This is a genomic window from Dactylosporangium sp. CA-092794 (genome assembly GCF_050948465.1).
Taxonomy (GTDB): domain Bacteria; phylum Actinomycetota; class Actinomycetes; order Mycobacteriales; family Micromonosporaceae; genus Dactylosporangium.
Genome location: NZ_CP192044.1, coordinates 12,334,055 through 12,356,434, shown reverse-complemented (window position 1 = coordinate 12,356,434; position 22,380 = coordinate 12,334,055). Strand labels below are relative to the sequence as shown.

The window sequence follows — 22,380 nt, the reverse complement described above, 5'->3', positions numbered from 1 at the left end:
GTCGGGCTGACGTGGTCGACACTCGGACTCGTGGACACTAACCGGACAGGGGCCGTCTCCCTGTAGGGCTGGACCGGAAAATGACCACGAGCGACTCTTCTCCCGTGCAGCGGGCGTCAGAGGCGTTCGTCGCAGAGTTCGCGCGCTGGCGCGTCGAGCGCGGCATGTCCAAGAAGCAGCTCGCCGCCGCGATGGGCTTCGACGCCTCCTATGTCAGCCACGTCGAGGCCGGCCGGCACCGGCCGACCGAGGACTTCGCGCGCCGCGCCGAGGCGATCCTGCAGAGCAACGGGGCCGTCTGGCAGCGGTACAAGGAGTACGACGAGCTGCGGGCCACCGCGCGCAGCCGGGTCGGTGTGCCCGGGCGCGACCCGCCGGTGCCCGACCAGTGGCTGCCACCCGGAACGGGCCTCGTGGTCGAGCGGGAGACCGCCCGGCTGTCGTATGTCGACGGCAAGTACCGCTGCACGGTTCGTCGCGCGCTCTACAACGCCGGCACCGAGCCGATCACGCGGTATCTCGTGCGGATCTCGGTCGACCGCTACCCGGACGACCCCGCCCGCTCCAACCGTCACCACCACGACCACCCGCTGTCGCTCGACGAGCTGTCGCTGGTGGCCTCGTGCGCCGGTGAGCCGATGGAGTGGCGAGCGAAGACCGACCGCGACACGCTCAAGGAGCTCTGGCTGCTCTTCGAGAACGCGCAGGGCCGGTTCCCGCTCTACCCGGGGCAGCGCACGACCATCGCGTACTCCTGGCACATCGGCATCGACAAGTGGGGCAACTGGTTCGAGCGGGCCATCCGCCTGCCCACCCGCCACCTCACCGTCGAGGTCGAGTTCCCGGCCCGGATGCGGCCGGTGGTCTGGGGCGTGCAGACGTCGCTGTCGGCCGAGGAGGTGCCGCTGCGCACCCCGATCACGCAGGAGCTGTCGGAGGACGGGCGTGCGGTCTTCTCCTGGCACACCGAGGCGGCCACGCTGCACGACTACTACCGGCTGGAGTGGCGCTTCCGCGGCAGCCGGCCGGAGGGTGCGGTGGAGGACACCGACGACTGGGCCGACGAGCACCCGCTGTCGGCCTAGCGTCCGGCCCGGCGCAATGCGTCGGGCCGGTCCTGGTCGTCGAACAAGCGCGTCAGGCGAGCGAGACCGCGGGGGCGCCGGGCTCCAGGTGGTCGGCGCAGAGCACGCCGCCGAGGTGGTCCACCTCGTGCAGCACGTCGCCGGCCAGCCGGCCGTGGTCGAACCGGACGATCGCCGGCTCCCCGGCCGGCGTCCGGTAGCTGATCACCGCGCTCCGCGGCCGGCGCAGCACGCAGCGGAAGTCGAAGAAGCTCAGGCAGCCCTCGGTCCGCTCCTCCCACTCCGGCCGGCCGGCCGGACCGACCTCGACGACCCGCGGGTTGATCAGCGCGAGCTGCGGCGCGCCCGCGGCCCGGAAGATGGCCACCGAGCGCGGCTCGCCGATCTGGGGTGCGGCCAGGCCCATGGCGCCGGTGCTGAAGTCGTGCACGCGCTGCACCGCGTCGGCGATCGCGGTGAGCCGGTCGAGGATGCGCCGGAGCTCGTCGCGCTCGTCCGGCAGCGCGAACGGGCGGGTGGCGGTGGTGAGGATCGGGTCGCCCAGCTGCACGATCCCGAGGGCGGCCATCACCTCGCTCGCCCGGCGGCTGCCGGTCGCGCCCGGCACGGTCGTTCGGTCGTTGACCACATCGCTCGTCATCGCTGCTCCTCTGGGCGGGTTGCCGAATCGCCACGTGAAAGGGCACGAGCCGGGCGTGCAAAAAGCCGCGGTCTGGCAGGACCGCGGCGCGAAGAATCGTACGGGGGCGCGACTGGAAATGCGTCGGCCCGGCTCACAACCATCCACTCAGTGTGAGCGGTTGTGAGCCGGGTGTGAACCCCTCTAGGTCTCGTTGAACGTGAATGAATTGTTCGATTCTTTTGGCCTGATACGGCGTTTAGTTACGCACTGTCAATCCAGTTCGCCGGCGGCCGAGAGGTACGCCTCCTGTACGTAAACGGTGATCCAGCGGGACGGCCGGCGGTCCGCGACGAGGTCCAGCGACGGGTCGAGGTTGAGCCGGTGGTACGCGCGGCGCATCGCGTCGTCGCCGAGCACCTTGGCCTGGCCGCTGATGTGCAGGCCGATCGCGCCGCGGGCGAAGTCGACGAACAGCAGGCTGATCCGCGGATCGTGGCGGATGCCGGCGATCGCCTGCGACAGGCTCGCGTCGTCGTCGAACTCCGGCCAGGCGAGCCGGTTGACGCTGAGCACCCGCACGAAGCCCGGCCCGCCGGTGACGAACGTGCAGTCGTGCCCGTCGTCCGGTTCCCCGGTGGCGACGAACATCATCTCCTGCCGGCGGACGAAGCTCTGCATGCGCTCGTCCAGCGCGGCGAGGACCTCACGATCGGACACTGCGGGCACGGTGCACCTCCGAGGTTGCCGGGAACGCCTCGGCACGTACCGTCGCACCCCGCTGCCGGGGTGTAGCCGGACAGCGGGTGCGACGCCCGCCGTTCGGCGGAGCCGGGCGGGAGGAAGTCCAGCCCCGGGGACCGGCGCGTCGCGGGGAATGTCGACCCTGCGCACGCGTCGTCGCACAATCCGTGCGATGCGTGGTCTTCGCAGGTAGTGACGCTGATTCGCAGACGGCACCGACGTTGACCGCGAAGGGCACCGATGAGCAATCTGTCGCGATTACTGAAGGAGAGTTGGACACTCGTCGAGGAACAGCAGGACAAGCTCGCCAGCTACTTCTACGCGCGCATGTTCCTCGACAACCCGCAGCTGCGGGACCTGTTCCCGGTCCAGATGGACATCCAGCGCTCCCGGCTGCTGGGCGCCATAGTGACGGCCGTGCAGACGGTCGACGACCCGGAGCGGTTCACCGACTACCTTCAGTCGCTCGGCCGGGACCACCGCAAGTTCCACGTACAGCCCGAGCACTACGACGTCGTCGGCGGCGCGCTGATGGAGGCACTGCGCACGTTCGCCGGCGAGCAGTGGACGCTCGAGTTCGACCAGGCGTGGCGCGACGCCTACGCGGTCATCGCCGCCAAGATGATCGAGGGCGCCGACGCCGACTCCACCAATCCGCCCTACTGGCACGCCGAGGTGCTCTACCACGAGCGGCGCAGCCGGGACATCGCCGTGATCACCTGCCGCCCGATGCAGCCGCTGGAGTACCGCGCCGGGCAGTACGTCAGCATCGAGACCAAGTACCAGCCGCGGCTGTGGCGCGTCTACTCCGTCGCCAACGCGCCGCGCAAGGACGGCTCCCTCGACTTCCACGTGCGCGCCGTCGGCGCCGGCTGGGTCTCCTCGGCGCTGGTCCGCCGGGTCGGGCCGGGCGACATGATCCGGCTGGGTGCGCCGATGGGCCAGATGACGCTGGACCGCCGCTCGACCCGCGACATCGTCTGCGTCGCCGGCGGCACCGGCCTCGCCCCGATCAAGGCGCTCATCGAGGAGATGACCCGCGCCAACCGCACCCGCTGGGTCCACGTCTTCTTCGGCGCGAAGGACCGCGACGACCTCTACGACCTGGCCTGCCTCAACCGGCTCGCGGCCCGCTACCCGTGGCTGTCGGTGGTGGCCGCGACCAGCGAGGACCCCGAGTTCCCCGGCGAGCACGGCAACATCTCCGACGTCGTGGCCAGCTTCGGGCCGTGGCGCGACCACGACTTCTTCGTCTCCGGCTCGCCGACCATGGTCCGCGCCACCCTGCGCACCCTGGCCGAGATGCAGGTGCCGTCGATCCGGATCAAGTACGACGCCTTCGGCGACTCCTGAGCTTCCCCAAGTACGCTGGCGCGGTGATCGACCGGCGGGCCGTGCGGGCCGAGGTGCTGCTCGTGCTCGGCGTCTCGCTGGGCAGCTCCGCGATCTACGCGATCCTCAACATCATCAATCGGCTGACCTACGTCAAGCCACTGTCCCAGCAGACCGCGACGCTCAACCCGACCGTCGTGGCCGACCGCCCCTGGCTCGACCTGCTCTACCAGCTCGCCGGCATCGGGCTCGGCGTGGTGCCGGCGCTGCTCGCCGTGCACCTGCTGCGCCGCGCCCACGACCCGCTGGACATCGGCCTCGACGTCCGGCGGCCGCTGCGCGACCTGGCCTACGGCGCGGGGCTGGCCGCGCTGATCGGGCTGCCCGGCCTCGGCCTGGTCTGGGCCGCCCGGCAGCTCGGCATCAGCGCGCAGATCGTGCCCGAGGCGCTCGGCGCGCACTGGTGGTCGGTGCCGGTGCTGATCCTCTCCGCCGTCGAGAACGGCGTGCTGGAGGAGATCGTGATGATCGGCTACCTGCTGACCCGGCTGCGCGACCTGGGCTGGGGCGCCTGGCCGGCGATCGTGACCAGCGCCGCGATCCGCGGGTCGTACCACCTCTACCAGGGCTTCGGCGGCTTCATCGGCAACTTCGTGATGGGCCTGGTGTTCGGCTACTGGTTCCGCCGCACGCGACGGGTCATGCCGCTGGTGATCGCCCACTCGATCCTCGACATCGTCTCCTTCGTGGGATACGCGCTGCTCAAGGATCATCTCGGTTTCCTGAGTTAGGGCAAATCCGGACAATTACCCTGACCGTGTGGGTCGCATCCTTCTCGTCATCACCCTCGCCCTGACCGGTGTCTCCGCCGTACCCCCGCCGGCTCTTGCCAAGGCCGAAACCGCGCTCTACATCGTGCAACTGGCCGGCTCGCCCGCGCTGCGCACCGAGAGTGCCCGGGCGGCGATTCGGACAAACCGGGATATGGTACTGCGGGCAGCCGGCGTCGGGCGCACCGTCGCCGACTACGACACCGTCTTCAACGGCTTCGCCGCCGCGCTCACGCCCCAGCAGCGCGAGCGCGTCGCGGGCACTCCCGGAGTACTGCGGATCTGGAAGAACGAACGGCGCACCGTCGACACCATCTCCACGCCCGCGTTCCTCGGCCTGGCCGGTGCCGGCGGCGCATGGGAGCAGCAGTTCGGCGACCCCGCGCACGCCGGCGAGGGCGTGATCATCGCCGACATCGACACCGGCTTCTGGCCCGAGAGCCCGAGCCTGGCCGCGCTTCCGGAGCCCCGCCCCGACCAGGCCGTCATCGACGCGAAGTGGGGCGGCGCCGACAAATGCGACGAGGGCACCGGCACCCCGCAGCAGCGGATCACCTGCAACAACAAGGTCATCGGGGCGCGGTACTACAACCACAGCGGCTTCGGCGACTGGACCGGCGAGTTCTCCTCCCCGCGCGACTACGACGGGCACGGCACGCACACCGCGACCACCGCGGCCGGCCTGAACGGCGTGGCGGCCACCATCAACGGCGCGCCGGTCGGCACCGTCTCCGGGATGGCGCCGGCCGCCCGCATCGCGGTCTACAAGGCGCTGTGGCGCCAGGGCGACGGGGAGGGCGCCGGCGGCACCGTCGACCTGCTGGAGGCGATCGACGACGCGGTGTCCGACGGCGCCGACGTCATCAACTACTCCGTCTCCGGCTCCAGCGCGCTGGTCGTCGACCCGATCGAGCTGGCCTTCTTCAACGCCGCCGCGGCCGGCGTGTTCGTCGCCGCGTCGGCCGGCAACTCCGGCCCCGACGCCGGCACGGTCGCGCACAACGCGCCGTGGGAGATGACGGTCGCGGCGAGCTCGCACGACCGCGGCGCGATCAAGAGCGTGACCCTCGGCGACGGCAAGACTTACACCGGCGTGGGCCAGGGCCCGGCCGTGCCCGACGCGCCGCTGGTCGACTCGGTCCGGGCCGGGCTGGCCGCGGCCGAGCCCGACCGGGTCGAGCTGTGCTATCCCGGCGCGCTGGACCCGGCCAAGGTCAAGGGCCGGATCGTGCTGTGCAGGCGGGGCGTCAACCCGCGCACCGAAAAGAGCATCGCGGTCCGCGACGCCGGCGGCGTGGGCATGATCCTCTACAACGCCGACGACAACTCGCTCAACGCCGACTACCACGTCGTGCCGACCGTGCACGTCGACGCCGCGGCCGGGGCGGCGATCAAGGCGTACGCCGCCGGAACCGACCCGCGCGCGTCGATCTCCGCGACGACCGTCGCCGTGCCCCGCGCGCCGGCCGTGGCCGCCTTCTCCTCGGCCGGCCCCGCCGCGGCGGGCGGCGGCGACCTCATCAAGCCCGACATCACCGCGCCCGGCGTGGACATCGTCGCGGGCGTGTCCCCGGCCGGGGACCACGGCAACCTCTACGACGGCGAGTCCGGCACGTCGATGTCCAGCCCGCACATCGCCGGCATCGCCGCGCTGCTGCGCGCCAAGCACCCGCGGTGGTCGCCCGCCGAGATCAAGTCGGCGCTGATGACCACCGCCGACCCGGCCGACAACTCGGGCGGGCCGATCCAGCGGGGCACCCGCGACGCGACCCCGTTCGACCACGGCTCCGGCCACGTCCGCCCGGCCCGGGCCTTCGACCCCGGCCTCGTCTACGACGCGGGGGCGGCGGACTGGGCGCGGTACACCTGCGGCATCGGACAACTGCAGGAGGTCAGCGACTGGTGCCCGACGGTCGGCGCGATCGACCCGAGCGACCTGAACTATCCGTCGATCGGCATCGGCTCCCTGCCCGGCACGCAAACCGTCACGCGCACGGTCACCAACGTCTCGAGCCTGCCCAGCGTGTACGTCGCCGCCGTCGCCCCGCCGCCGGGCACCGCGGTCGAGGTCAGCCCGTCGACGATCACCGTCGCGGCCGGCGGCCGGGCCACCTTCACGGTGACCGTCCGGCGCACCGACGCGCCCTACGGCGCCTACACGTTCGGCGCGCTGACCTGGACCGACCTGCGCGGGCACGCGGTGCGCAGCCCGATCGCGGTCCGGCCGGTCGCCCTGTCCGGCCCCGGCGAGATCACCGGCACCGGCGCGAGCGGGCACGCGACGATCGACCTGCTCGGGGGGTACCGCGGAACGGTGACCGCCCACCCGTATGGCCTCGCCGCCTCCAGCGTCCACGAGCGGCGGCTGGTCGGCGGCACCGCCGGCTTCGTGCCGAGTGCGCCCGGACTGTCGCCGAGCGTCTTCAGCTTCGAGTTCACGCTGCCGCCCGCGACGAAGCTGGCCCGCCTGGCCACCTTTGCCGCCGACCACGCGCCCGGCACCGACCTCGATCTGTATGTCTACCAGGGCGGTAAGCTCGTCGGTCGCGGCGACGGGACCACCGCCGACGAGGAGGTCCCGCTCACCGGCGGTTCCGGCACGTTTGAGGTGTACGTCGTGCAGTTCGCCCTGCCGCCGGGCCTGACCGAACAGGTCGCGAAGGCCCACGTGTTTCTGGTCCCCAGCTTGCTCACCGGCAACCTGACGGTGACCCCGAAGGTCCGCCCGGTCGAGCCGGACCAGCCGTTGACGTTCGACGTGAACTGGCAGGGGCTGGACCCGGCCGCGCGCTACCTGGGCATGATCGAGTTCGGCGACGGCGCGGCGGCGCGGGCCTGGACCACCGTGGTGGTCGGACCCGCGCCGCCGGCCTCAAGCGACGAACTGGGTGCCTAGCAGGACCGGGCCGAGCATCATCGCCTGGGTCATGATCGCTATGAACAGGTAGAGACGCTCGAAGGTCCGGCTCGCACCGAGCATGCCGACCACGATGAAGGCCGGGAACCACTCCAGCGCGATGCGGGGAGCCGAGATCAGGTAATTCGGCCAGCCACCCATCGTGCAGGTGAAGAGGAAAATCGGCACCGCGGCGTAGACGAGCAGGTAGTACTGGTCGCGGCGGAACTTGAAGCGGCCCCGGAAGGCGAGCACCAGCATGAGGATCGCGCCGACCACCGAGATGATCTCCAGGATGCCCAGCAGCCGCCAGTCCTGGAAGAACGGCTTGTCGTTGAGCAGCTTGAGCGTCTTCCAGATCGGCTCGCCGGGCCAGCCGTAGGTGCGCTTCCAGCCGTCCTGCGCGTGGCTGAACGCGAGCCAGTCGTTCGTCTTGATCTTCAGGAAGATCGAGAACGCGACGAGGCCGCTCGGGATGAACAGGAAGCTCGCCACGTCCCAGCGGATCTTGCGCAGATTCCAGCCCCGCTGCCGCATGTACTCATACGCCAGCGGCGCGGCGAGCAATAGCCCGAACAGCCGCGTCGAGCCGGCCAGCGCGGCGGCCGCGCTGGCGATCCAGAAGTTGCCCTTGCGGGCCGCGTAGAGCGAGAGGAGGGCCATCGTGATGTACAGCGACTCGTTGTAGGCCGCGAACAGGAAGAATCCGGCGGGAAACGCGGCCAGGTAGAACACGGTGCGACCGGCGATCGCGTCGCCGAACTCCTCGTCGACCAGCCGGTGCAGCAGCAGCAACGCGGTGAACGCGAAGAAGACGCTGATGACCAGCGCGGCGATCAGCCCCGACCCGGGGATGATCGGATTGCCGATCTTGATGAGGAATGGATACAGGGGATAGAAGGCCGGAGCGAACTTGCCGTACAGGTATCCGTCCTGGGCGATCCGAACGTAGAAGATCGTGTCGAACCGGTTCCAGAAGCCGATCAGGGTGTGGATGTGCGGCGGGGGCCGGCCCGGCTCGAAGCGGAACACCAGCGCGGTGGCGATGGCGTAGGCCATGCCGGCGGCGATCCACACCGTGCCGGCGACCTTGAGCGATCGCAGCCAAGGGGTCATCCACGGACGTACCCATGCCCGCCACTTGGGGGTGCGGGCCGGCGCGTCCGCCGTCTTCGTTGTCTCGGAGGTTCCGGTGGTCCCGGCCGCCTCGACCAGGTCGTCGGACGTCCGGTCGGTCACATCCGAGGTTGCAGCCTGTGCTGCCTCGACCTCGCTGGTCACAGTTGTCCGCCCCGTGGTCAGTGCATCGATGTCGATATCGTTCACGTCGGCGGCGTCAGAGTCGATAGCGCCAGAGGAGAGCGACACAGGGCGAGACTATACATAAGCGCAGTTCACGTTGCCCTACCCGGTCATGTTCAACACTGGAGTTCAATGAGTCCATAAGGTTGCCGGGTCGTTTCTGAATGTTGTATGGGTTGGCGTTCGGCACCGTCACCACGGGCTCTCCTCACTCCCCGTATACACCGTTCTACCTCACCTGCGCCACCGCCGGGTTCAACGCTCTGCGGGTCGGCGCCTCTCTTCGGCTTGGCTGTGCTCCTGGGGTTGGCTTTGCTCTTCGGGGCTGGCTGCTTCGGGTTGGCGGCTCTCGTCGGGTTGGCGGTGTGGCCGGCGGTAGTAGCGTGCCGCGCGGGCGGCGAGTCGTTCGGTGCTGCGGGCGGCCGAGACCGATCCCAGCACCGCGGCGGCGCCCGGCAGGATGCGCTGGGCGAACCGGGCCGCGGCGGCTCGGGCGACCCCGGCCGCCACCATCCGTGCCAGCGGGCCGGCGGTGCGCCGCCCCCGGGCGGCGGCCGCCCGCTCGGCGTCCCGCACGGCCACTTCGGCCGTTTCCAGGCTGCCGTGGATGCGTTGGAGCACGAGGAGTTCGGCCGCCCGCTGCCGATGCTCGGGCGCGTGGCCGTAGGCGGCGGCCAGGTGCAGGACCAGCTGGGCCTGCAGCCAGCCGAGGCCGGCCGCCTCGATCACCAGCCCGGCCGGCCCAAGCCCCGCGGCGAACCCTTGGCGGCGCGCCCGGCGGACGAACTCGCGCGTGATGGCCCGCGACACGGCATCGCCGTCGGCCCCCGGGTAGGTGATCCGGTACCAGTCGACGCGCCGCCGAGCCGCCGGTCCCAGCCGATCGACCGCCGCCAGTGCGAGCATTTCGGGGAGAAATGCGGCATTTATCGCGGACGGATTGAACCGGATCTCCCAGTCTTCTCCGTCCTCGCCCGATTTTGGCGATTCGTGACTTTGCTCGCTTGGTGCACTGTCTGACGGCGGCCCGCTCGCCGGTTGGACGGTGGGCGACGTTTCGGTGACCGCGAGTACCGTTTCTCCCGTTTCGTCCGCGGGCTCGACCGCGGTCTTTGTGACCGCCTTCTTGGCCGGGGCCTGCTTGGCTGTGGCCTGCTTGGCCATCGTCTTCTTGGCCACGGTCTCTTTGGGCACGGTCTTCTTGGGCGCGGTGGGTGCGGTCTGCTTTGCGGGTGGCGTCTCGGCCTCGGCGGGTTCGGAGGCTGTCGTCTCGACCGCTGGGGCCACCTTCTTGGCGGGGGCGGCCTTCTTGGCGGGAGTGACCTTCTTCTCCGGGCTTGCCTTCTTCTCCGGGGTGGCTTGCTTCTCTGGGGTTACCTTGTTGGCGGGTGTGGCAGGTGTGGCCTTATCCGCCTTTACGGGTGTGGCCTTCTTGACTGCGCTGGTCTTCTTCGCCGCGGTGGCCTTCTTGACCGCCTTGGCGGGGGCGGCCATGGCCGGCGGTGCGTCCTGGGTGGCCGGGTTCTCCTCTGCCGGCTTCCCCTCCTCCTCCGGCGGCGCCCCGCTCTGTGACGGCGGGGCGACCGCCCGGAACGGGGTGCTGGCCACCGTGGGCGACGCCGGCGCGAAGGGCGTCGTGGGAGCACTGGTCCGCGGCCGAGGTGCCACCCGCGGCTCCTCGTCACCGGGCCCCTCCTGCGGCGGCGGCTCAAACCGCAGCGAGGTGTCACCCAGCGCCTTGGCCCGCGGCGCCGGCCCGGCCTTCGCCGGCGCCGCGTCCGGTTTTGTGGCCTTCGGCACCCTCCGACGCCCCGGCGGAGTCGCGTCCTCTCCCATCTGCACGAGCGTAATGGCCAATCGCCCTGAGCACCCGTTCTGCACCCGCCCACCGCAGGGCGTACCCACTTTGCTGGCCCTGCGTCGCTGCCTGTATCCTCGGACGGCGGTCACCGGTGACGGGGATTGCTGGAGGCTTCGCCTAGTTCGGTCTATGGCGCCGCACTGCTAATGCGGTTTGGGTCTTAAAGCCCATCCCGGGTTCGAATCCCGGAGCCTCCGCGCAAAACCTGGTGTGTACACTAGGCGAAGCACCGAGCGCCCGTAGCTCAACGGATAGAGCATCTGACTACGGATCAGAAGGTTAGGGGTTCGAGTCCCTTCGGGCGCGCAAGTTCACCAAGGGCCTGAGCTGCGGCAACGCGGTTCGGGCCCTTCGTGTTGTCCGGCCTTTGTGGACGGTGGGTGTCACGTGGGTGCCGCATGGTTGTCGTCACCGTCCGCGACGGTTTGGCTTGTGGTGGGTCCGTGACCTGCGACGTTTCTTCGACCGAGCCGGTCGCTGTTCGGAGGGTGTCTGTTTTTCGTCGCGTCCGGCGGGCCGGTTATTCAGGCGCCCTTGACAGTGGCCCAGCCGATACGCGGCAGCCTGCGGTGCTGCCCCGGGCTACGCAGTGCGGACTGTGTCGATGAGCTCATCGAGTATGGCGATCGGATCGGCTGTGCCACCGCTTCGAAGCCACGTGTCGGTCGCGACGCGCAGGCAGGACAGTGCGGCTCCGATCAGTGCGCGCGCTCGTGCGTCGCTGTCGGAGAGGCCAGCGCGGTCGGGATTGCTCATACGCCGGGCGATCTCCGGTGCGAGCAGCTCCTCCCATTGCTGGTGCTTCTGCATGTCGCGTGCGCGGATCGAGGGCGTCTCGAGGATGATCCGCGTAATGGTCTGCAGATGTTGCGGCGGATAGACCGGCTCGTCCATCAGGACCCGCAATGCATGACGCAATGCTGTCCATGGACCCTCACGGGATGGCCTGGACCGCAGGGCCGCCTGGACGCGGTGCCCCGCGTCCTGCAGGCCACCGAGAACCAGATCCTCCTTCGTCGGGAAGTAGCGGAAGAACGATCGCGGGGAGATGCCGGCCACCGCGGCGATCTGCGTCGTGGTCACCGCATCGAAGCCGTGCTCCGCGAATAGTTTGATTGCCACCGCCGCGACCTCGTCGCGCATTGCCGCTTTGGTGCGCTCGCGCAAGCTGGCCGTTGTGGTGGCGCGCTCAGTCATGGCCCCCACGGTACCGCACTGCCGTATTGTCATGGAGTGCCGACATGACAGTGCCCCGACCGGCGCCGGGCGAGGCGCTGCCGGCCGAAGTGCGCTGTCCGCGAAGCCGGTTGCAGCTGTTGTCCGCGATGGCCCACGGGGCGGCGATCGTGGTGGGGCAGGTGCGGGTGCCGGCGGGCATGCCGGAGGTCACCCAGGTCCGCGCGTTGCTGGATGGCCTGGACCTGGACGGCCGGGTGGTGACCGCCGACGCCGCGCATGCCCAGCACGAGACGGCCGACTACCTCTGTCCGCCGGCCGGGCGACACCGCACCAGGTCGCCGGCTTCATCCGCGGCCAGTGGGGCATCGAGAATCTCGTCCACTGGCCACGCGACGTGGTCTTCGGCGAGGACCAGCAGGGTGCGTACATCGGCAACGGCCCGCACGCCATGGCGATCCTGCGCAACCTGGTGCTCGGTCTGTTCCGCCTGGCACAGGTCACCCTGATCAAGCGCCTGATCGAGAGCATCGCTGCGGACCGGATGCGGATCCTGCCGGTACTGGCCGCAGCCCTCAAACGTTGATCAACAAGTCCTGACCGACTTTGAAATTCCCCTCGGTGCGGCCCAGACCGTTCACCGAGCCGCCAAGACGGCCCCCTCCGTGTCGGGACATCTCTGCGGCGAGCGTCTTTTTTCAGCTGTCATCCACTGCTAGTATGGCAGTCACTGCCAGAGCGATCGGGTCGACGGACTTCCCTACGGCACCGACGTCACTTGGCGGCTGCCGCGCATGCGAGGAGTCGCTGCACAGGCGCGCACCGATCGGACGGTTTATTGCGGCCCGGCCAGTGGCCCTGAACGGCCTGTGATGCCGACACCGCTGCCCGCTAAGGGCAGAGGAATACTCCGCCAATTACGAAAGAAGGGATTCAAAACGTGGAGAAATCTCGGTTTGCTGGAGCGGCCCTCGCCGCTGCGGGCGGAGGCATCTTAATTGCCGAAGCAGTCACAGCAAGTGCATGGACGGACCCGCACTACTCCTACATGAGAAATTACATCAGCGATCTGGAGGTGCGCGGACCAATCGTGTTTCAGGACAATCTCGTCCATTCTCCGCTGTGGATATTAATGAGCGCGGCGTACGTCCTGAACGGGGCCCTGGTCGCCGCAGCGGTTACGGTCGCTATCGGCCCCAGGGCGAAAGGGAGGCCAGCCAGGCTCATGTGGATTGGCGGATCCCTCTATGGGTTCGGCATTGCGCTGGCCGGTGTCTTTCACGAGGTTCCGGCAGGTTCGTTTCCATTGCACGCCTTCGGTGCAGTACTCATTGGAATTCCGGGGAATATTACGCTCATTCAGCTGGGGCTTGCGCTGCGGCGCGTCGGGTATGCTAAACCTGTAGTTGCGTCGGTTCCGTCAATCCTGGGATCTATCGGACTGATCAGCTTCTGCATTCTGCCGCTAGTGGCGCAAACAGGAATCACTGGCCTAGTCGAGAGATTCGCCGCCTACCCGCTGTTCTTATCGCAGTTAGGCATCGGCGTCGTGCTATTCGCTTCGACTCGTCATTCAGCAGACGCCAAGCCGTTGACCACGACAGCCAGGCAATAGACAGCCTGAATTATTCGGCGGCTTGCGTCGGAAGCCGTCATCCTCCCGGGCCGGATCGGCGGCCCTGGTCCCGGGCGCCCATCGAGGAGACGTTCGTGTTTGCATATCACTGGCGGTGATCTGAATCTCCGTTGCGTCGATCACCTGAGCCTACTCCTGACCCGCATCCGTGGAACCGACGCCCCGGATCGGCGTTGCCCAGGTTGGGGTGGTGTTTGTGGCTTTCCGCGCCCCAGACGCCGGGGAGCCCTCCGCGGGGAAATCCAGCAGCTGCACCGCTTCCATGACCTTCACACTCACCTCCAGGTCCGCTGGGCGCACGAAAGACCGAGGCTAGGTACGACGAGCGTCTCGCGAGGAGGACGTGCTGTGACGACGCCATGGTCTGGCGGCACGGCACGGCAAGGGCACTGCGCTGCATACACATCGTGATGACGATGGGCGCCGATCAGACGGGTAGATATCAGCGACGCCATCCGGGTGGGCGTCGGCGCCTCTTCACGATGCTCCGCGCGGCCCTGAACGAGACAACCGCCAAATTCTCTGCGGTGCTGCGTTCATGGGAAGGCCGCTTTGGCGTCAGGGTTCTCCAGATCGACAGCAGCTCGCTCACCGTGAGCGTCGCGGCGCTCCCGGCGGACGTCGATGCGGGGCTGCACCTGGCGGCCGAGCACTTCGCGGTGTCTCGCGGGAGGAATGGTCTGCCGGTGACGCGGTCCGAGTCATCGAAAATAGCGTTTCCTCTGGCCCGGACCGGCCGTTCAGGCGATCCGCCCGCCGGCCCGCCCCGGTGATCATTGCCCGGGCACGCACGTCGCCACCGGGAGGAGCCATGGACCGAAGCCACGCTCTCGGGTGGGTCTGCTGCACGCTGCTGTGCCTGCTGCCGGTGGCCGCGATCGTCCTCGCCGTGGTGGCGCGCGGCCGGGGCGGCTCGGCGCCGACCGGCTCCGCCGGCGCTGGTGGCTACCAGGCGGCCGGATGGACCCCGCCCCCGGCGCCGGAGCGCGTCCGATGCCCGGCGTGCGGCGGCTCCGGCGGGTCGTCGTGCAGCTGCAGCAACGGCTACGAATACGACACCGGCCAGCCGCGGGTCCACCACCTGTGCGCCGGCAGCGGCAAGATCAAGTGCTTCGCGTGCGGCGGCTCCGGCTTCCGCACGATGTGACCCCGGCCGGGCCATCACAGGGTTACTCGATCCGGAGCTCGGAGCGGCCCGGGCCGGTCGCACCGGACGGCACGACCGTCACGCAGTAGTAGGACGCCACTGGCCCTGCCGCTTGCCGGAGTAGCCGACGCCGAGGCAAGTAGCGCACGACCACCACCTCGCTGGGCCTGTCGTAACGCACCCGGTCGTCCACCACAAGCCAGCCAGCAGCCGCGCGATCCCTGCCAGCATCGACGCCCGCACCCATCTGGGCCGGGCGGTCGGCGCGGCCGGGGACCGGTCATGCGTTCAGGAGGAGGAACTCCTGGTTGAGCGGTCCCTGCAAGAACGGGTAGTTGGTCGTGTCGTATCCGTCGAAGGGCCATGCGTCGATGGCGGCGCCCTGGGTCCGGCTGGCGCCATACACGTCCACGTAGAGGTTGGTCAAGGTGTTCCAGATGAGGTACCCGCTGGAACCGTCCTGAGCTTTGTCGTAGCTCCAGAGCTGCCAGCGGTTGCCGTCGCACGGCGCCTGGAACAGTTGGTGACCGGCGACATTGTCGGTCTCCATGCACTTGCCGCTGTGCTTGTTGATGAATTCGTAATCCGTGCCGGAGATGTGCCTGATCGTCCAGATCTGGTTGTCTCCGGTGGTCAACGGCCACTGGATGACCCGTGCGAGCGTGTCCTTGGATGCGCCGCTGACGTCCAGGAACAGGCCCGGTTGGGACTTGGGGGCGATCCGCACGGTCCAGTCGTCGGACGCGTATGCGGCAGACGGACTGACGGCCACAGCGCCAGTGAACGCCAGCGCCATGACGATGCCGGCCGCGGTCCGCTTGAGCAACGCTGTTGCCCGCATGGTGGTGCCTCCTGAAGTTGCCGTTGTCTGAACACGGACCAACTTAGGAGCTAAGGCGCGCCGGGCGCCTTGGGTAAATGCCTTATGTTCGCCGGTCGGTACCTCAGAATCACCTCGATGCGAGCGCGGCCGAGCAGGTCGGGTCTGAACGCTGGCAGGTTGACGGTCCGGTCGGGCGCGACGATCTGCGAGACCGGCGTGTTCGCTTCCGGAGGAAGACCGGTCTGATTGATGGTCGCTGCTCATGAGGCTTCTCGGCCTGTCGAAAGCCGACGGCCATGAGTGATCTCGCGGCCGCAGCGCCAGCCCAAGGACGCGACCCGATCGCCCCGTAGCGTCCGCCAATCCGGTCGTTGAGTGGCGACTGTTCGGCGCTGCTGTATGCGCGGAAAACCCAGCCAGCGAGCAGGGCGCCGGCAGTTCTTACGAGGTAGCTGCCGTGCCCTTACAGCGCGCGAAACAGCGGTTCGCGCACCTCGTTGGGCGGCCAGGATGGCGGAGAGTACCGGGACCAACGTGTGAGGAGCAGTCATGAAACGCAGCATCCGCGTCGCGGGAACCGCCGTAGTCGCGTTGGCGGCGACGGCGGTCGCCGCGACGCCGGCCTCCGCCGCCGTATCTGGCGGAGTCGGGTCGGTGTTCGTGCTGACCGACAACCTGTCCGCGAACACCGTCGTCGCGTTCGACCGCGGACCGGGCGGCGCCTTGCGGCAGACCGGGGTGTACCGCACGGGCGGGCGTGGCGGCCAATTGGACGGCTCGGTCGTGGACCACACGGCCTCGCAGGGTGCTCTCGCCCTGGACCGGGCCGCTGGTCTGTTGTACGCGGTCAACCCGGGCAGCGACACGCTCACGGTGTTCGGCGTGCACGGCGACCGGCTCGACCGGCAGCAGGCCATCTCTTCCGGCGGCGCGTTTCCGGTCAGCGTCGCCGTGCACGGCGACCTGGTGTATGTGCTCAACGGCCGCGGCGGCGGCTCGATCCAGGGCTACCGGCGGGTGGGCCGGGCCCTGGTGCGGGTGCTGGCCTGGCACCGCACCCTCGGGCTGGACGCGGCCGCGACCCCGGAGTTCACGCATACGCCGGGCCAGGTCGCATTCACCCCGGACGGTACCCGCCTCATCATCACGACGAAGGCGGGCAGCAACGCCATCGTTGTGTTCACCGTCGACCGGCGGCGCGGACCGTCGGCCCAGCCGGTAGTGCACACCGAGCCGGGTGCGGTGCCGTTCGCGGTCGCGTTCGATCCGGCCGGGCGGCTGGTCGTCGCCGAGGCGGGTCCGAATGCGGTGGCCACCTTCCGTCTCGGCCGTGACAACACGCTCACGCCGCTCGGCGGCGCCGCGACGGGGCAGGCCGCCACGTGCTGGATCGTGGCTACCGGCGATCGGGTGTACACGGCCAACGCGGGCAGCGGCAACCTCTCCGGCTACACCGTCACCGGCGGCGGCGAGCTTCGGTCGCTGGGCACCTTCGCCACCGGAGGCGGTCAGGTCGACGTCGCGGCGACCCCCGACGGCCGGTACCTGTATGCGCAGACCGGCGCGGACGGCCACCTCGTGGCGCTGCGGGTCGGTCCCGGTGGGACGCTGACCGCGATCGGCGAGGTCGCCGTGCCGGGCGCCGTCGGCGGCGAGGGTGTCGTCGCCTCCTGAACGACTGCGCCCGGCCTCCGAGGAACATCGCGACGGGGCCGGTAGGGGGCTGTGTGGTCGATGCCGTCGACCGGCTGCCCGGCGGTCATCGGGTCAGCTCGTACAGGGAGTTGAACGGGTTGTCCATCGCCACCCGCCGGACCTGGCCGAACCCGGCCTTGGCGGCCAGGCGGGCCAGCACCGGCTCGGGCAGCCCGAGCGTGCCGAGCCCCTCGCCGCCCTCGGCGAGGGACGTGGTCATGCAGTACAGCATTGAGAAGCCGTACAGCAGCGTGGCGATCGGGCCGACGTTCTCGGTGGTGCGGTCGGAGCAGTTGATCTCCAGGCAGAGGTAGCGGCCGTCGGGGCGCAGGACGTCGCGGATCGAGCGTGGATTCCCGGCGTGACCGCGGTGCGCCGCACTGACACCGGACGGGTCTGCACGTTCGCCGACGGCCACGTCCAGGACGAGCAGATCCTCGACTACTCGCCCCAGACCTGGGCAAGGGCAGCGGCGAACGCGCATCGCGATGACCGGCGTACTGGGCGATCTGGTCGAGCGTTGACGCCTGGATCAGGAGTTGACAGGTGCCGATTGATAGTTGAGTATGTCGCTCGGGCCACCAAGTCGGCGACGGGGGCCAGCATGCGTTCGACATTGAGTACCATGCATCTATCAGCCGGCGACCGGTTCGAGTTCTGGCGGGAAACGCTCTCCCGGCAGGCGATACCGGTGGTCTACCGAACGCGATACCCCAGGGACTTCGTCGGGGTGGTGCAGGCCGCGGACTTCGGCCCGGTCCGGGTGGTGGCCACCAAGAGCCGTCCCGTCGACGCGGAGCGCACACCCGCACTGATCCGGCGCAGCGACCCGGAGGTCTACCTCGTCCTACTCAACCACAAGGGCGGGGAGCAGCTCGAGCAAGACGGCCGGGTGACGGTGATGAGTCCCTGGGACATGGTGTTGCTGCATTCCTCGCACCCCTTTCGCACCACATGCGACCCGGACGGCCCAACCCAGCACGGCACCGTTGTCATGCTCGAGCCGGGCATCCTGCCGATACCGGCCCGCCGTCTCCGCGATCTCGTCGGGCTGCCGTTGTCCACCGGCGACAGCCTGGACTCGCTGGTGTCGCAGTACATCCTGGGGCTCGGCGCAGGACGCTTCCAGCCCGCCGACGCCGGGCGGCTCACGTCGGCCACCGTGTCCCTGGTGTCACTCATGCTGGCCCGCCGGCTCAACTCGGTGCGTGCGCTGCCGGGCGAGACCCGCGAGGACGCTCTGCTCGCGCGCGTGCGGGAGCACATCATTGTCCGCCTCGGCGACCCGACTCTCACGCCGGAGTCCGTTGCGGCCGCGCACCACATCTCGGTCCGCACCCTGCACCGCCTCTTCCAGGCCAACGAGGTCACGGTGGCCGGCTGGATCCGGCAGCGACGGCTCGAACGGTGCCATGCCGACCTGCTCGACCCGGCGCTGGTGACGAGGTCGGTGCGCAGCATCGCGCGGCGATGGGGCTTCCCGGACGCCGCACACTTCAGCCGGGTATTCCAGAATGCGTACGGTTCGAGCCCGGCCGCCTTTCGTGCCCAGCACGCGTTCCGGCCCTCGAACTGAGGAACCGGGAAGACGGTCGAACCGGCAGGTGTCTGGCCACGGCCCGGCGAAAGTCCGGCCCCGCGGAAAAGGGTTGCGTGGGCTCCGTCGCGGCAGCGTGGGCCGCCACTGGCGCCGTCCGCCCGGTCGACTCGGGAGCGGAGCGGTCGAGCGCGACGACTACAGCCAGGACCAGCCCTCGCTACCCGGCAGACACTGACCCCGGGCTGCCTGCTCCACGACCCGACCTACGCCGCCGAGCTCCCGCCCCTCGGCCTGGACGCCCTGATCGACCTGGTGGCCACCGGGCAACTGGTCGCGGTCGTCGGTGACAGCGCCGTCGACCGGCTCGGACGGCATGTCGCCGCCGTACCGGTGACCGGGCTTCCCTCAACCGATGTCCTGCTGGCCTGGCCGGCCGACTCGCATGACCCTCGAGTCGCGAGCCTGCTCGACCTGATCCGGCAGCCCCATCGCCACGCGGCATGACCGCCCCGAACGAGAACGGTTTACACCCAACACGCTGGGGGCGGGCACGATCGGCGAACGCGTCCCACACCTCGGGCGCTCCACGGCGCAGCGACCGTAAGTCTCCGTGATTATGAGCAACCCGGCATCGACACCAACGGTTTTTCCTGATCGTGGAGTGGTGATGTACCCCCGTGTACCGAAAGTCTCCGGGATCATGGCAAACCCGTGGTGCGGTCAGCGCGGGCAGCATGATCACGGAGACATACGTCCGGCCCGGCCGCGCAGATCAGGAAGTTGCGCCCGCTCGGTGCGACCCGCGCTGGCATCGCCGGCCCGTGCCGCCCGGTTGTCGAGGCCGCTACCGTCGTCGGCGTTCGGATTACGAGCCTTGGACGAGGAAGCACCCGTACCGGCCGTCGGTGGAGACGAACGCGAAGGCCACGGGTGCGGCCGCTGCTCAGCGGGCTGGTCGGCCCGTCGAAGGCGCCGCCAGGCTGGACGCTGTCCGGCGAGGAGTGACACGCAAGCCACCCACCGATCTCCACAAGCCCGACACGGCACCTCCACGCCCGAGTCGCAGGTGTCGAGTACGGTGCGCGCAATGAGTGGGCGCTATGCCGGGTGGGTCGCAGTCGTGGGGTTGACGCTGACACTGCTCACCGGGTGCGGTGGTAGCGACGACGGCCCGGCGACGGCGGCGGGCTGGACGTCGAACGGCGACGTGGTGCTCGTGCGCAACCCGTCCGACGAGGCGGCCGTGCTGTGGATGGGGCCTCGCGGCGGCCGCCTGCGCGCGGTATCGCTGGGCCGCGTGTGCTACGGCGCGACGGTGCGGTCCATCTTCCCATTGGCCTCACCCAGGGTAGGGCTCGTCGTGTCGTGCGGCGGGAATGACCCGCGGGTCACGTTTGTGTCCTTCGATCTGGACGGCGGCCTGGTCGAGTCCCTCGCCGCGGCGTCGACCGCAGACCTGCCCCCGTTGTCCGGTTACGGTGCAGGTGTCTGGTCCGAGCCGGACCGATCGGCCTTCATCGAGTACACCACTTTGGGCTGCTCGGGCGTGGGGACGCTCACCGGTGGAACGGTGCACCCGTTGGACACGGAGGTCCTGATGCCCGGCGGCTCGGTAAGTCTCGCGACCGCCCTGCCGCCGGCCGGCGGAGCGGGTTGCGAGGCCCGCGTGCTGGCCATGGCTCCGGCCCTGTCGCCGCGCGCACGGTACCTCGCGTTCTTCCTCCCGAGTTCCGCAGGTAGGGGTGTTGAATAGGCCGCGGATCCGGTTGGTGACGTGCGGAAATGCGCCCTCGGCTGGTGACGGGGCGTGTGTCTAGGCGGTCGGAGGCCGTGGCGAGGTCTTGACCTGGGGTTCGGCGGTCAGGCGGCTGGGATGGCGGCCTGGACTCGCTTGGGCGGGTCGATTGCGAGCGCGGTGAACAGGTCGCGCTGGGTCTTGGTGAGCTCGGTGGTCTGCCGGAAGGTGCCGGCCGGGCCGGTGAAGGTGACGGCGTGCAGCCGGTCGGCCTCGGTGCGGATGCGTTGCCAGGTCTGTCCGGAGGTGTTCTCCGCAACGCGTATGAGCAGCAGCGCCAGCCAGCACAGCAGCACGTGGGCGCGTATACGCTCCTCTAGCCGGTGGTAGATCGGGCGCAGGTCGATGATCTGTTTCATGTCGCGCCAGCCGCGTTCCACCTCGAGCAGTTGCTTGTAGCCCAGGGCGATGTCCTCGCTGGACAGGTTCGGGTCGCAGCAGCGAAGGAGGTACTTGCCGTCCAGGTTCTCCTCGGCGGCGATCTTCTTCTTGTCGATGCGCAGCAGCCCGCCGGGCGTGGTGCGCAGGAACCGCTTGAGGTGCGGCTTGGTGGAGATGACGCCCTCCAGCTTCGCGCGCTCGGTGCCGGTGAGCGTGTCCGAGCCGGCGATCGCCTGCTCCAGCTGGGCGATCATCCGCTCGCGGGTGGCGGCGTCGCGGACGGCCTGCTCGGGGTTGTAGCAGAGCACGAACCGGTCGTCGGAGCCGATGTTGACCTCTTTGACCTGGAGGTTCTCGCGGACGTGCTGGTAGCGGCCTTGCCGGGACAAGGCGGCCTGCACCTCCGGTGACCCCGAGCGCAGCTTCTCGCCGATGATGTAGCCGCCGGCGCCGCGCATCAGCTCACGGCGGTTGCCCGATGAGGAGAAGCCACGGTCGGCGACCCACACGATCCGGGACAGCGACCAGGCGCGCATGTCGTTCTTGACCTGCCGGATCAGCTTGCTGTCGGCCGTCGATCCGGGCCAGGACCACACCCGCACCGGGATACCGTCGCGGGTGACGGCCATGCCGATGACGACCTGCGGCAGGTCGTCACGGGAGTCCTTGGACTTGCCGAACGAGCGGAACCCCGCGTGCCGCACCGCGACCGGATCGCCGGCGTCCACCACGCGGCCGTGCTCGTCGCGCCATACCGGCTCATCGGGTTCGTCGAGTTCGAAGTAGGTGCTGGTGGTGTCGAAGAACAGCAGGTCGACCTCAAGGTTCAGCAGATCGGTCACCCCGAAGTAGACCTGCTCGGCCACGCGCGCGTCCACGTCGACCAGCGCGTCCATCGCCCGGTAGCAGGCGTCGTCGGAGACTTCGGCCAGCCCGTCGATGTGCACGTCGTTGCTGATCCAGCCGGTCGCGGCCAGTTTGGAGGAGGCGGCCAGGGCCCGGTTGGCGACCAGCGCGAACAGCACCCGCTCGGTCGCCGCCGCATCCAGCCGCCGCCCGGCCAGCGCGGTGGTGACCGCCGCATCGATCCGCAGCCTGCGCCACAACGCGTCCAGGATGAACGTCCCGCCCAGCGGCCGCGAGCCGGTGACCGCCAGATCGGCCGGCGCGGTCAGCGCAGCGGCCGAGGCCGGGTCCAGCAGCCGGGACAACGCGCCGATCAGCCGCTCGATCCCGGTGCGGTCGAGCTGGTCCTCACGGCCGAAGGAGAACAGGATCCGCGGCCGCGACCGCCCGGCGTCCGCGTCCCACTCGTTGTGCGCGAGCTGTAGATACCGCACCTCGCTGCCGTCTTTGGTCCGCCGTGATGTCGTTCGTACATACACAGCTCTAGATCATATACCTATCGGCCCAGCTCAACGCTCAGTAGTCAGCCGAAGCGTGTTACTAGGCATCTTCCGCTCAGGGGCGGCTCGCCAACCCCGCGACCAGCGCTAACGCCTCAAACGGTATCTAGAT

Annotated in this window: 19 protein-coding genes, 2 tRNA genes and 1 pseudogene; 14 read left to right on the top strand and 8 right to left on the bottom strand. The window is 69.4% G+C overall.

Translation table 11 applies throughout. The annotated features are described in order from the left end of the window. Positions 1-80 precede the first annotated feature (80 nt). Positions 81-1,034, top strand: a pseudogene (locus ACQPXD_RS53570) (helix-turn-helix domain-containing protein); the annotation flags it as partial. 103 nt (positions 1,035-1,137) lie between these two features. On the opposite strand, the gene ACQPXD_RS53565 reads toward ACQPXD_RS53570, so the two are convergent. Both ACQPXD_RS53565 and ACQPXD_RS53560 read right to left on the bottom strand, forming a co-directional pair. Then, positions 1,138-1,725, bottom strand: a complete 588-nt coding sequence (locus tag ACQPXD_RS53565) for a peptide deformylase (protein WP_432832488.1) — start codon at positions 1,723-1,725, stop codon at positions 1,138-1,140. 252 nt (positions 1,726-1,977) lie between these two features. Further along, complete coding sequence (locus ACQPXD_RS53560) at positions 1,978-2,424, bottom strand: pyridoxamine 5'-phosphate oxidase family protein (RefSeq protein WP_432832486.1); 447 nt, start codon at positions 2,422-2,424, stop codon at positions 1,978-1,980. Between the two features lie 264 nt (positions 2,425-2,688). Between ACQPXD_RS53560 and ACQPXD_RS53555 the strand changes: the two genes are divergently transcribed. Genes ACQPXD_RS53555 through ACQPXD_RS53545 form a run of 3 tightly spaced genes read left to right on the top strand, consistent with a single transcriptional unit; the run spans position 2,689 to position 7,506 of the window. Continuing rightward, positions 2,689-3,801, top strand: coding sequence for a globin domain-containing protein (locus tag ACQPXD_RS53555; RefSeq protein WP_432832484.1), 1,113 nt, complete (start codon positions 2,689-2,691; stop codon positions 3,799-3,801). 23 nt (positions 3,802-3,824) lie between these two features. Next, positions 3,825-4,571 (top strand): CPBP family intramembrane glutamic endopeptidase, encoded by a 747-nt coding sequence (locus ACQPXD_RS53550; RefSeq protein WP_432832482.1) that lies wholly within the window; start codon positions 3,825-3,827, stop codon positions 4,569-4,571. Between the two features lie 28 nt (positions 4,572-4,599). Further along, on the top strand, positions 4,600-7,506 hold the full coding sequence (locus ACQPXD_RS53545) for a S8 family serine peptidase (RefSeq protein WP_432832480.1): 2,907 nt from the start codon (positions 4,600-4,602) through the stop codon (positions 7,504-7,506). Here the strand turns inward: ACQPXD_RS53545 and ACQPXD_RS53540 are convergent. Then, a complete protein-coding gene (locus tag ACQPXD_RS53540; protein ID WP_432832478.1) occupies positions 7,483-8,745 on the bottom strand; it encodes a mannosyltransferase family protein in 1,263 nt (420 codons plus the stop codon). The two genes, ACQPXD_RS53545 and ACQPXD_RS53540, sit on opposite strands and share 24 nt — an antisense overlap. 318 nt (positions 8,746-9,063) lie before the next feature. Beyond that, complete coding sequence (locus ACQPXD_RS53535) at positions 9,064-10,644, bottom strand: hypothetical protein (protein ID WP_432832476.1); 1,581 nt, start codon at positions 10,642-10,644, stop codon at positions 9,064-9,066. Between the two features lie 131 nt (positions 10,645-10,775). On the opposite strand from ACQPXD_RS53535, the gene ACQPXD_RS53530 reads away from it, so the two are divergent. Both ACQPXD_RS53530 and ACQPXD_RS53525 read left to right on the top strand, forming a co-directional pair. Then, positions 10,776-10,866: transfer RNA gene (locus ACQPXD_RS53530), tRNA-Ser, on the top strand. Positions 10,867-10,902: 36 nt separating this feature from the next. Then, a tRNA-Arg gene (locus ACQPXD_RS53525) sits at positions 10,903-10,975 on the top strand. Between the two features lie 276 nt (positions 10,976-11,251). On the opposite strand, the gene ACQPXD_RS53520 is transcribed toward ACQPXD_RS53525, so the two are convergent. Further along, positions 11,252-11,866, bottom strand: coding sequence for a TetR family transcriptional regulator (locus tag ACQPXD_RS53520; protein ID WP_432832474.1), 615 nt, complete (start codon positions 11,864-11,866; stop codon positions 11,252-11,254). A gap of 376 nt (positions 11,867-12,242) precedes the next feature. Between ACQPXD_RS53520 and ACQPXD_RS53515 the strand changes: the two genes are divergently transcribed. The 4 genes from ACQPXD_RS53515 to ACQPXD_RS53500 all read left to right on the top strand — a co-directional run bounded on the left by ACQPXD_RS53515 (position 12,243) and on the right by ACQPXD_RS53500 (position 14,628). Further along, positions 12,243-12,431, top strand: coding sequence for a hypothetical protein (locus tag ACQPXD_RS53515; RefSeq protein ID WP_432832472.1), 189 nt, complete (start codon positions 12,243-12,245; stop codon positions 12,429-12,431). Between the two features lie 354 nt (positions 12,432-12,785). Continuing rightward, complete coding sequence (locus tag ACQPXD_RS53510) at positions 12,786-13,460, top strand: DUF998 domain-containing protein (protein ID WP_432832470.1); 675 nt, start codon at positions 12,786-12,788, stop codon at positions 13,458-13,460. Between the two features lie 437 nt (positions 13,461-13,897). Continuing rightward, the gene (locus tag ACQPXD_RS53505) at positions 13,898-14,254 is read left to right on the top strand and encodes a DUF4253 domain-containing protein (RefSeq protein ID WP_432832468.1); all 357 of its coding nucleotides are present in this window, start codon (positions 13,898-13,900) and stop codon (positions 14,252-14,254) included. Positions 14,255-14,292: 38 nt separating this feature from the next. Continuing rightward, positions 14,293-14,628 (top strand): hypothetical protein, encoded by a 336-nt coding sequence (locus ACQPXD_RS53500; RefSeq protein ID WP_432832467.1) that lies wholly within the window; start codon positions 14,293-14,295, stop codon positions 14,626-14,628. A gap of 280 nt (positions 14,629-14,908) precedes the next feature. Here ACQPXD_RS53500 and ACQPXD_RS53495 read toward each other — a convergent pair whose 3' ends face one another. Next, positions 14,909-15,469 (bottom strand): RICIN domain-containing protein, encoded by a 561-nt coding sequence (locus ACQPXD_RS53495; RefSeq protein ID WP_432832465.1) that lies wholly within the window; start codon positions 15,467-15,469, stop codon positions 14,909-14,911. Between the two features lie 531 nt (positions 15,470-16,000). Between ACQPXD_RS53495 and ACQPXD_RS53490 the strand changes: the two genes are divergently transcribed. After that, complete coding sequence (locus tag ACQPXD_RS53490; protein WP_432832463.1) at positions 16,001-17,125, top strand: lactonase family protein; 1,125 nt, start codon at positions 16,001-16,003, stop codon at positions 17,123-17,125. 85 nt (positions 17,126-17,210) lie between these two features. Here ACQPXD_RS53490 and ACQPXD_RS53485 read toward each other — a convergent pair whose 3' ends face one another. Next, positions 17,211-17,564 (bottom strand): hypothetical protein, encoded by a 354-nt coding sequence (locus ACQPXD_RS53485; RefSeq protein ID WP_432832461.1) that lies wholly within the window; start codon positions 17,562-17,564, stop codon positions 17,211-17,213. Positions 17,565-17,771: 207 nt separating this feature from the next. On the opposite strand from ACQPXD_RS53485, the gene ACQPXD_RS53480 reads away from it, so the two are divergent. The 3 genes from ACQPXD_RS53480 to ACQPXD_RS53470 all read left to right on the top strand — a co-directional run bounded on the left by ACQPXD_RS53480 (position 17,772) and on the right by ACQPXD_RS53470 (position 20,439). After that, positions 17,772-18,722 carry a helix-turn-helix domain-containing protein gene (locus ACQPXD_RS53480; protein WP_432832459.1) on the top strand — a complete coding sequence of 317 codons (951 nt, stop codon included), beginning with the start codon at positions 17,772-17,774 and terminating at the stop codon, positions 18,720-18,722. Between the two features lie 276 nt (positions 18,723-18,998). Further along, positions 18,999-19,190, top strand: coding sequence for a hypothetical protein (locus ACQPXD_RS53475; RefSeq protein WP_432832457.1), 192 nt, complete (start codon positions 18,999-19,001; stop codon positions 19,188-19,190). Between the two features lie 622 nt (positions 19,191-19,812). After that, on the top strand, positions 19,813-20,439 hold the full coding sequence (locus ACQPXD_RS53470) for a hypothetical protein (protein ID WP_432832455.1): 627 nt from the start codon (positions 19,813-19,815) through the stop codon (positions 20,437-20,439). 107 nt (positions 20,440-20,546) lie between these two features. Here ACQPXD_RS53470 and ACQPXD_RS53465 read toward each other — a convergent pair whose 3' ends face one another. After that, positions 20,547-22,247 carry an IS1634 family transposase gene (locus tag ACQPXD_RS53465; RefSeq protein WP_432824727.1) on the bottom strand — a complete coding sequence of 567 codons (1,701 nt, stop codon included), beginning with the start codon at positions 22,245-22,247 and terminating at the stop codon, positions 20,547-20,549. Positions 22,248-22,380 lie beyond the last annotated feature (133 nt).

Coding starts and splice junctions, on each gene's coding strand:
- ACQPXD_RS53520 (WP_432832474.1), bottom strand. CDS start 11,866: ATGACTGAGCGCGCCACCACAACGGCCAGCTTGCGCGAGCGCACCAAA.
- ACQPXD_RS53500 (WP_432832467.1), top strand. CDS start 14,293: ATGGACCGAAGCCACGCTCTCGGGTGGGTCTGCTGCACGCTGCTGTGC.
- ACQPXD_RS53505 (WP_432832468.1), top strand. CDS start 13,898: ATGGGCGCCGATCAGACGGGTAGATATCAGCGACGCCATCCGGGTGGG.
- ACQPXD_RS53490 (WP_432832463.1), top strand. CDS start 16,001: ATGAAACGCAGCATCCGCGTCGCGGGAACCGCCGTAGTCGCGTTGGCG.
- ACQPXD_RS53495 (WP_432832465.1), bottom strand. CDS start 15,469: ATGCGGGCAACAGCGTTGCTCAAGCGGACCGCGGCCGGCATCGTCATG.
- ACQPXD_RS53480 (WP_432832459.1), top strand. CDS start 17,772: ATGCATCTATCAGCCGGCGACCGGTTCGAGTTCTGGCGGGAAACGCTC.
- ACQPXD_RS53535 (WP_432832476.1), bottom strand. CDS start 10,644: ATGGGAGAGGACGCGACTCCGCCGGGGCGTCGGAGGGTGCCGAAGGCC.
- ACQPXD_RS53565 (WP_432832488.1), bottom strand. CDS start 1,725: ATGACGAGCGATGTGGTCAACGACCGAACGACCGTGCCGGGCGCGACC.
- ACQPXD_RS53555 (WP_432832484.1), top strand. CDS start 2,689: ATGAGCAATCTGTCGCGATTACTGAAGGAGAGTTGGACACTCGTCGAG.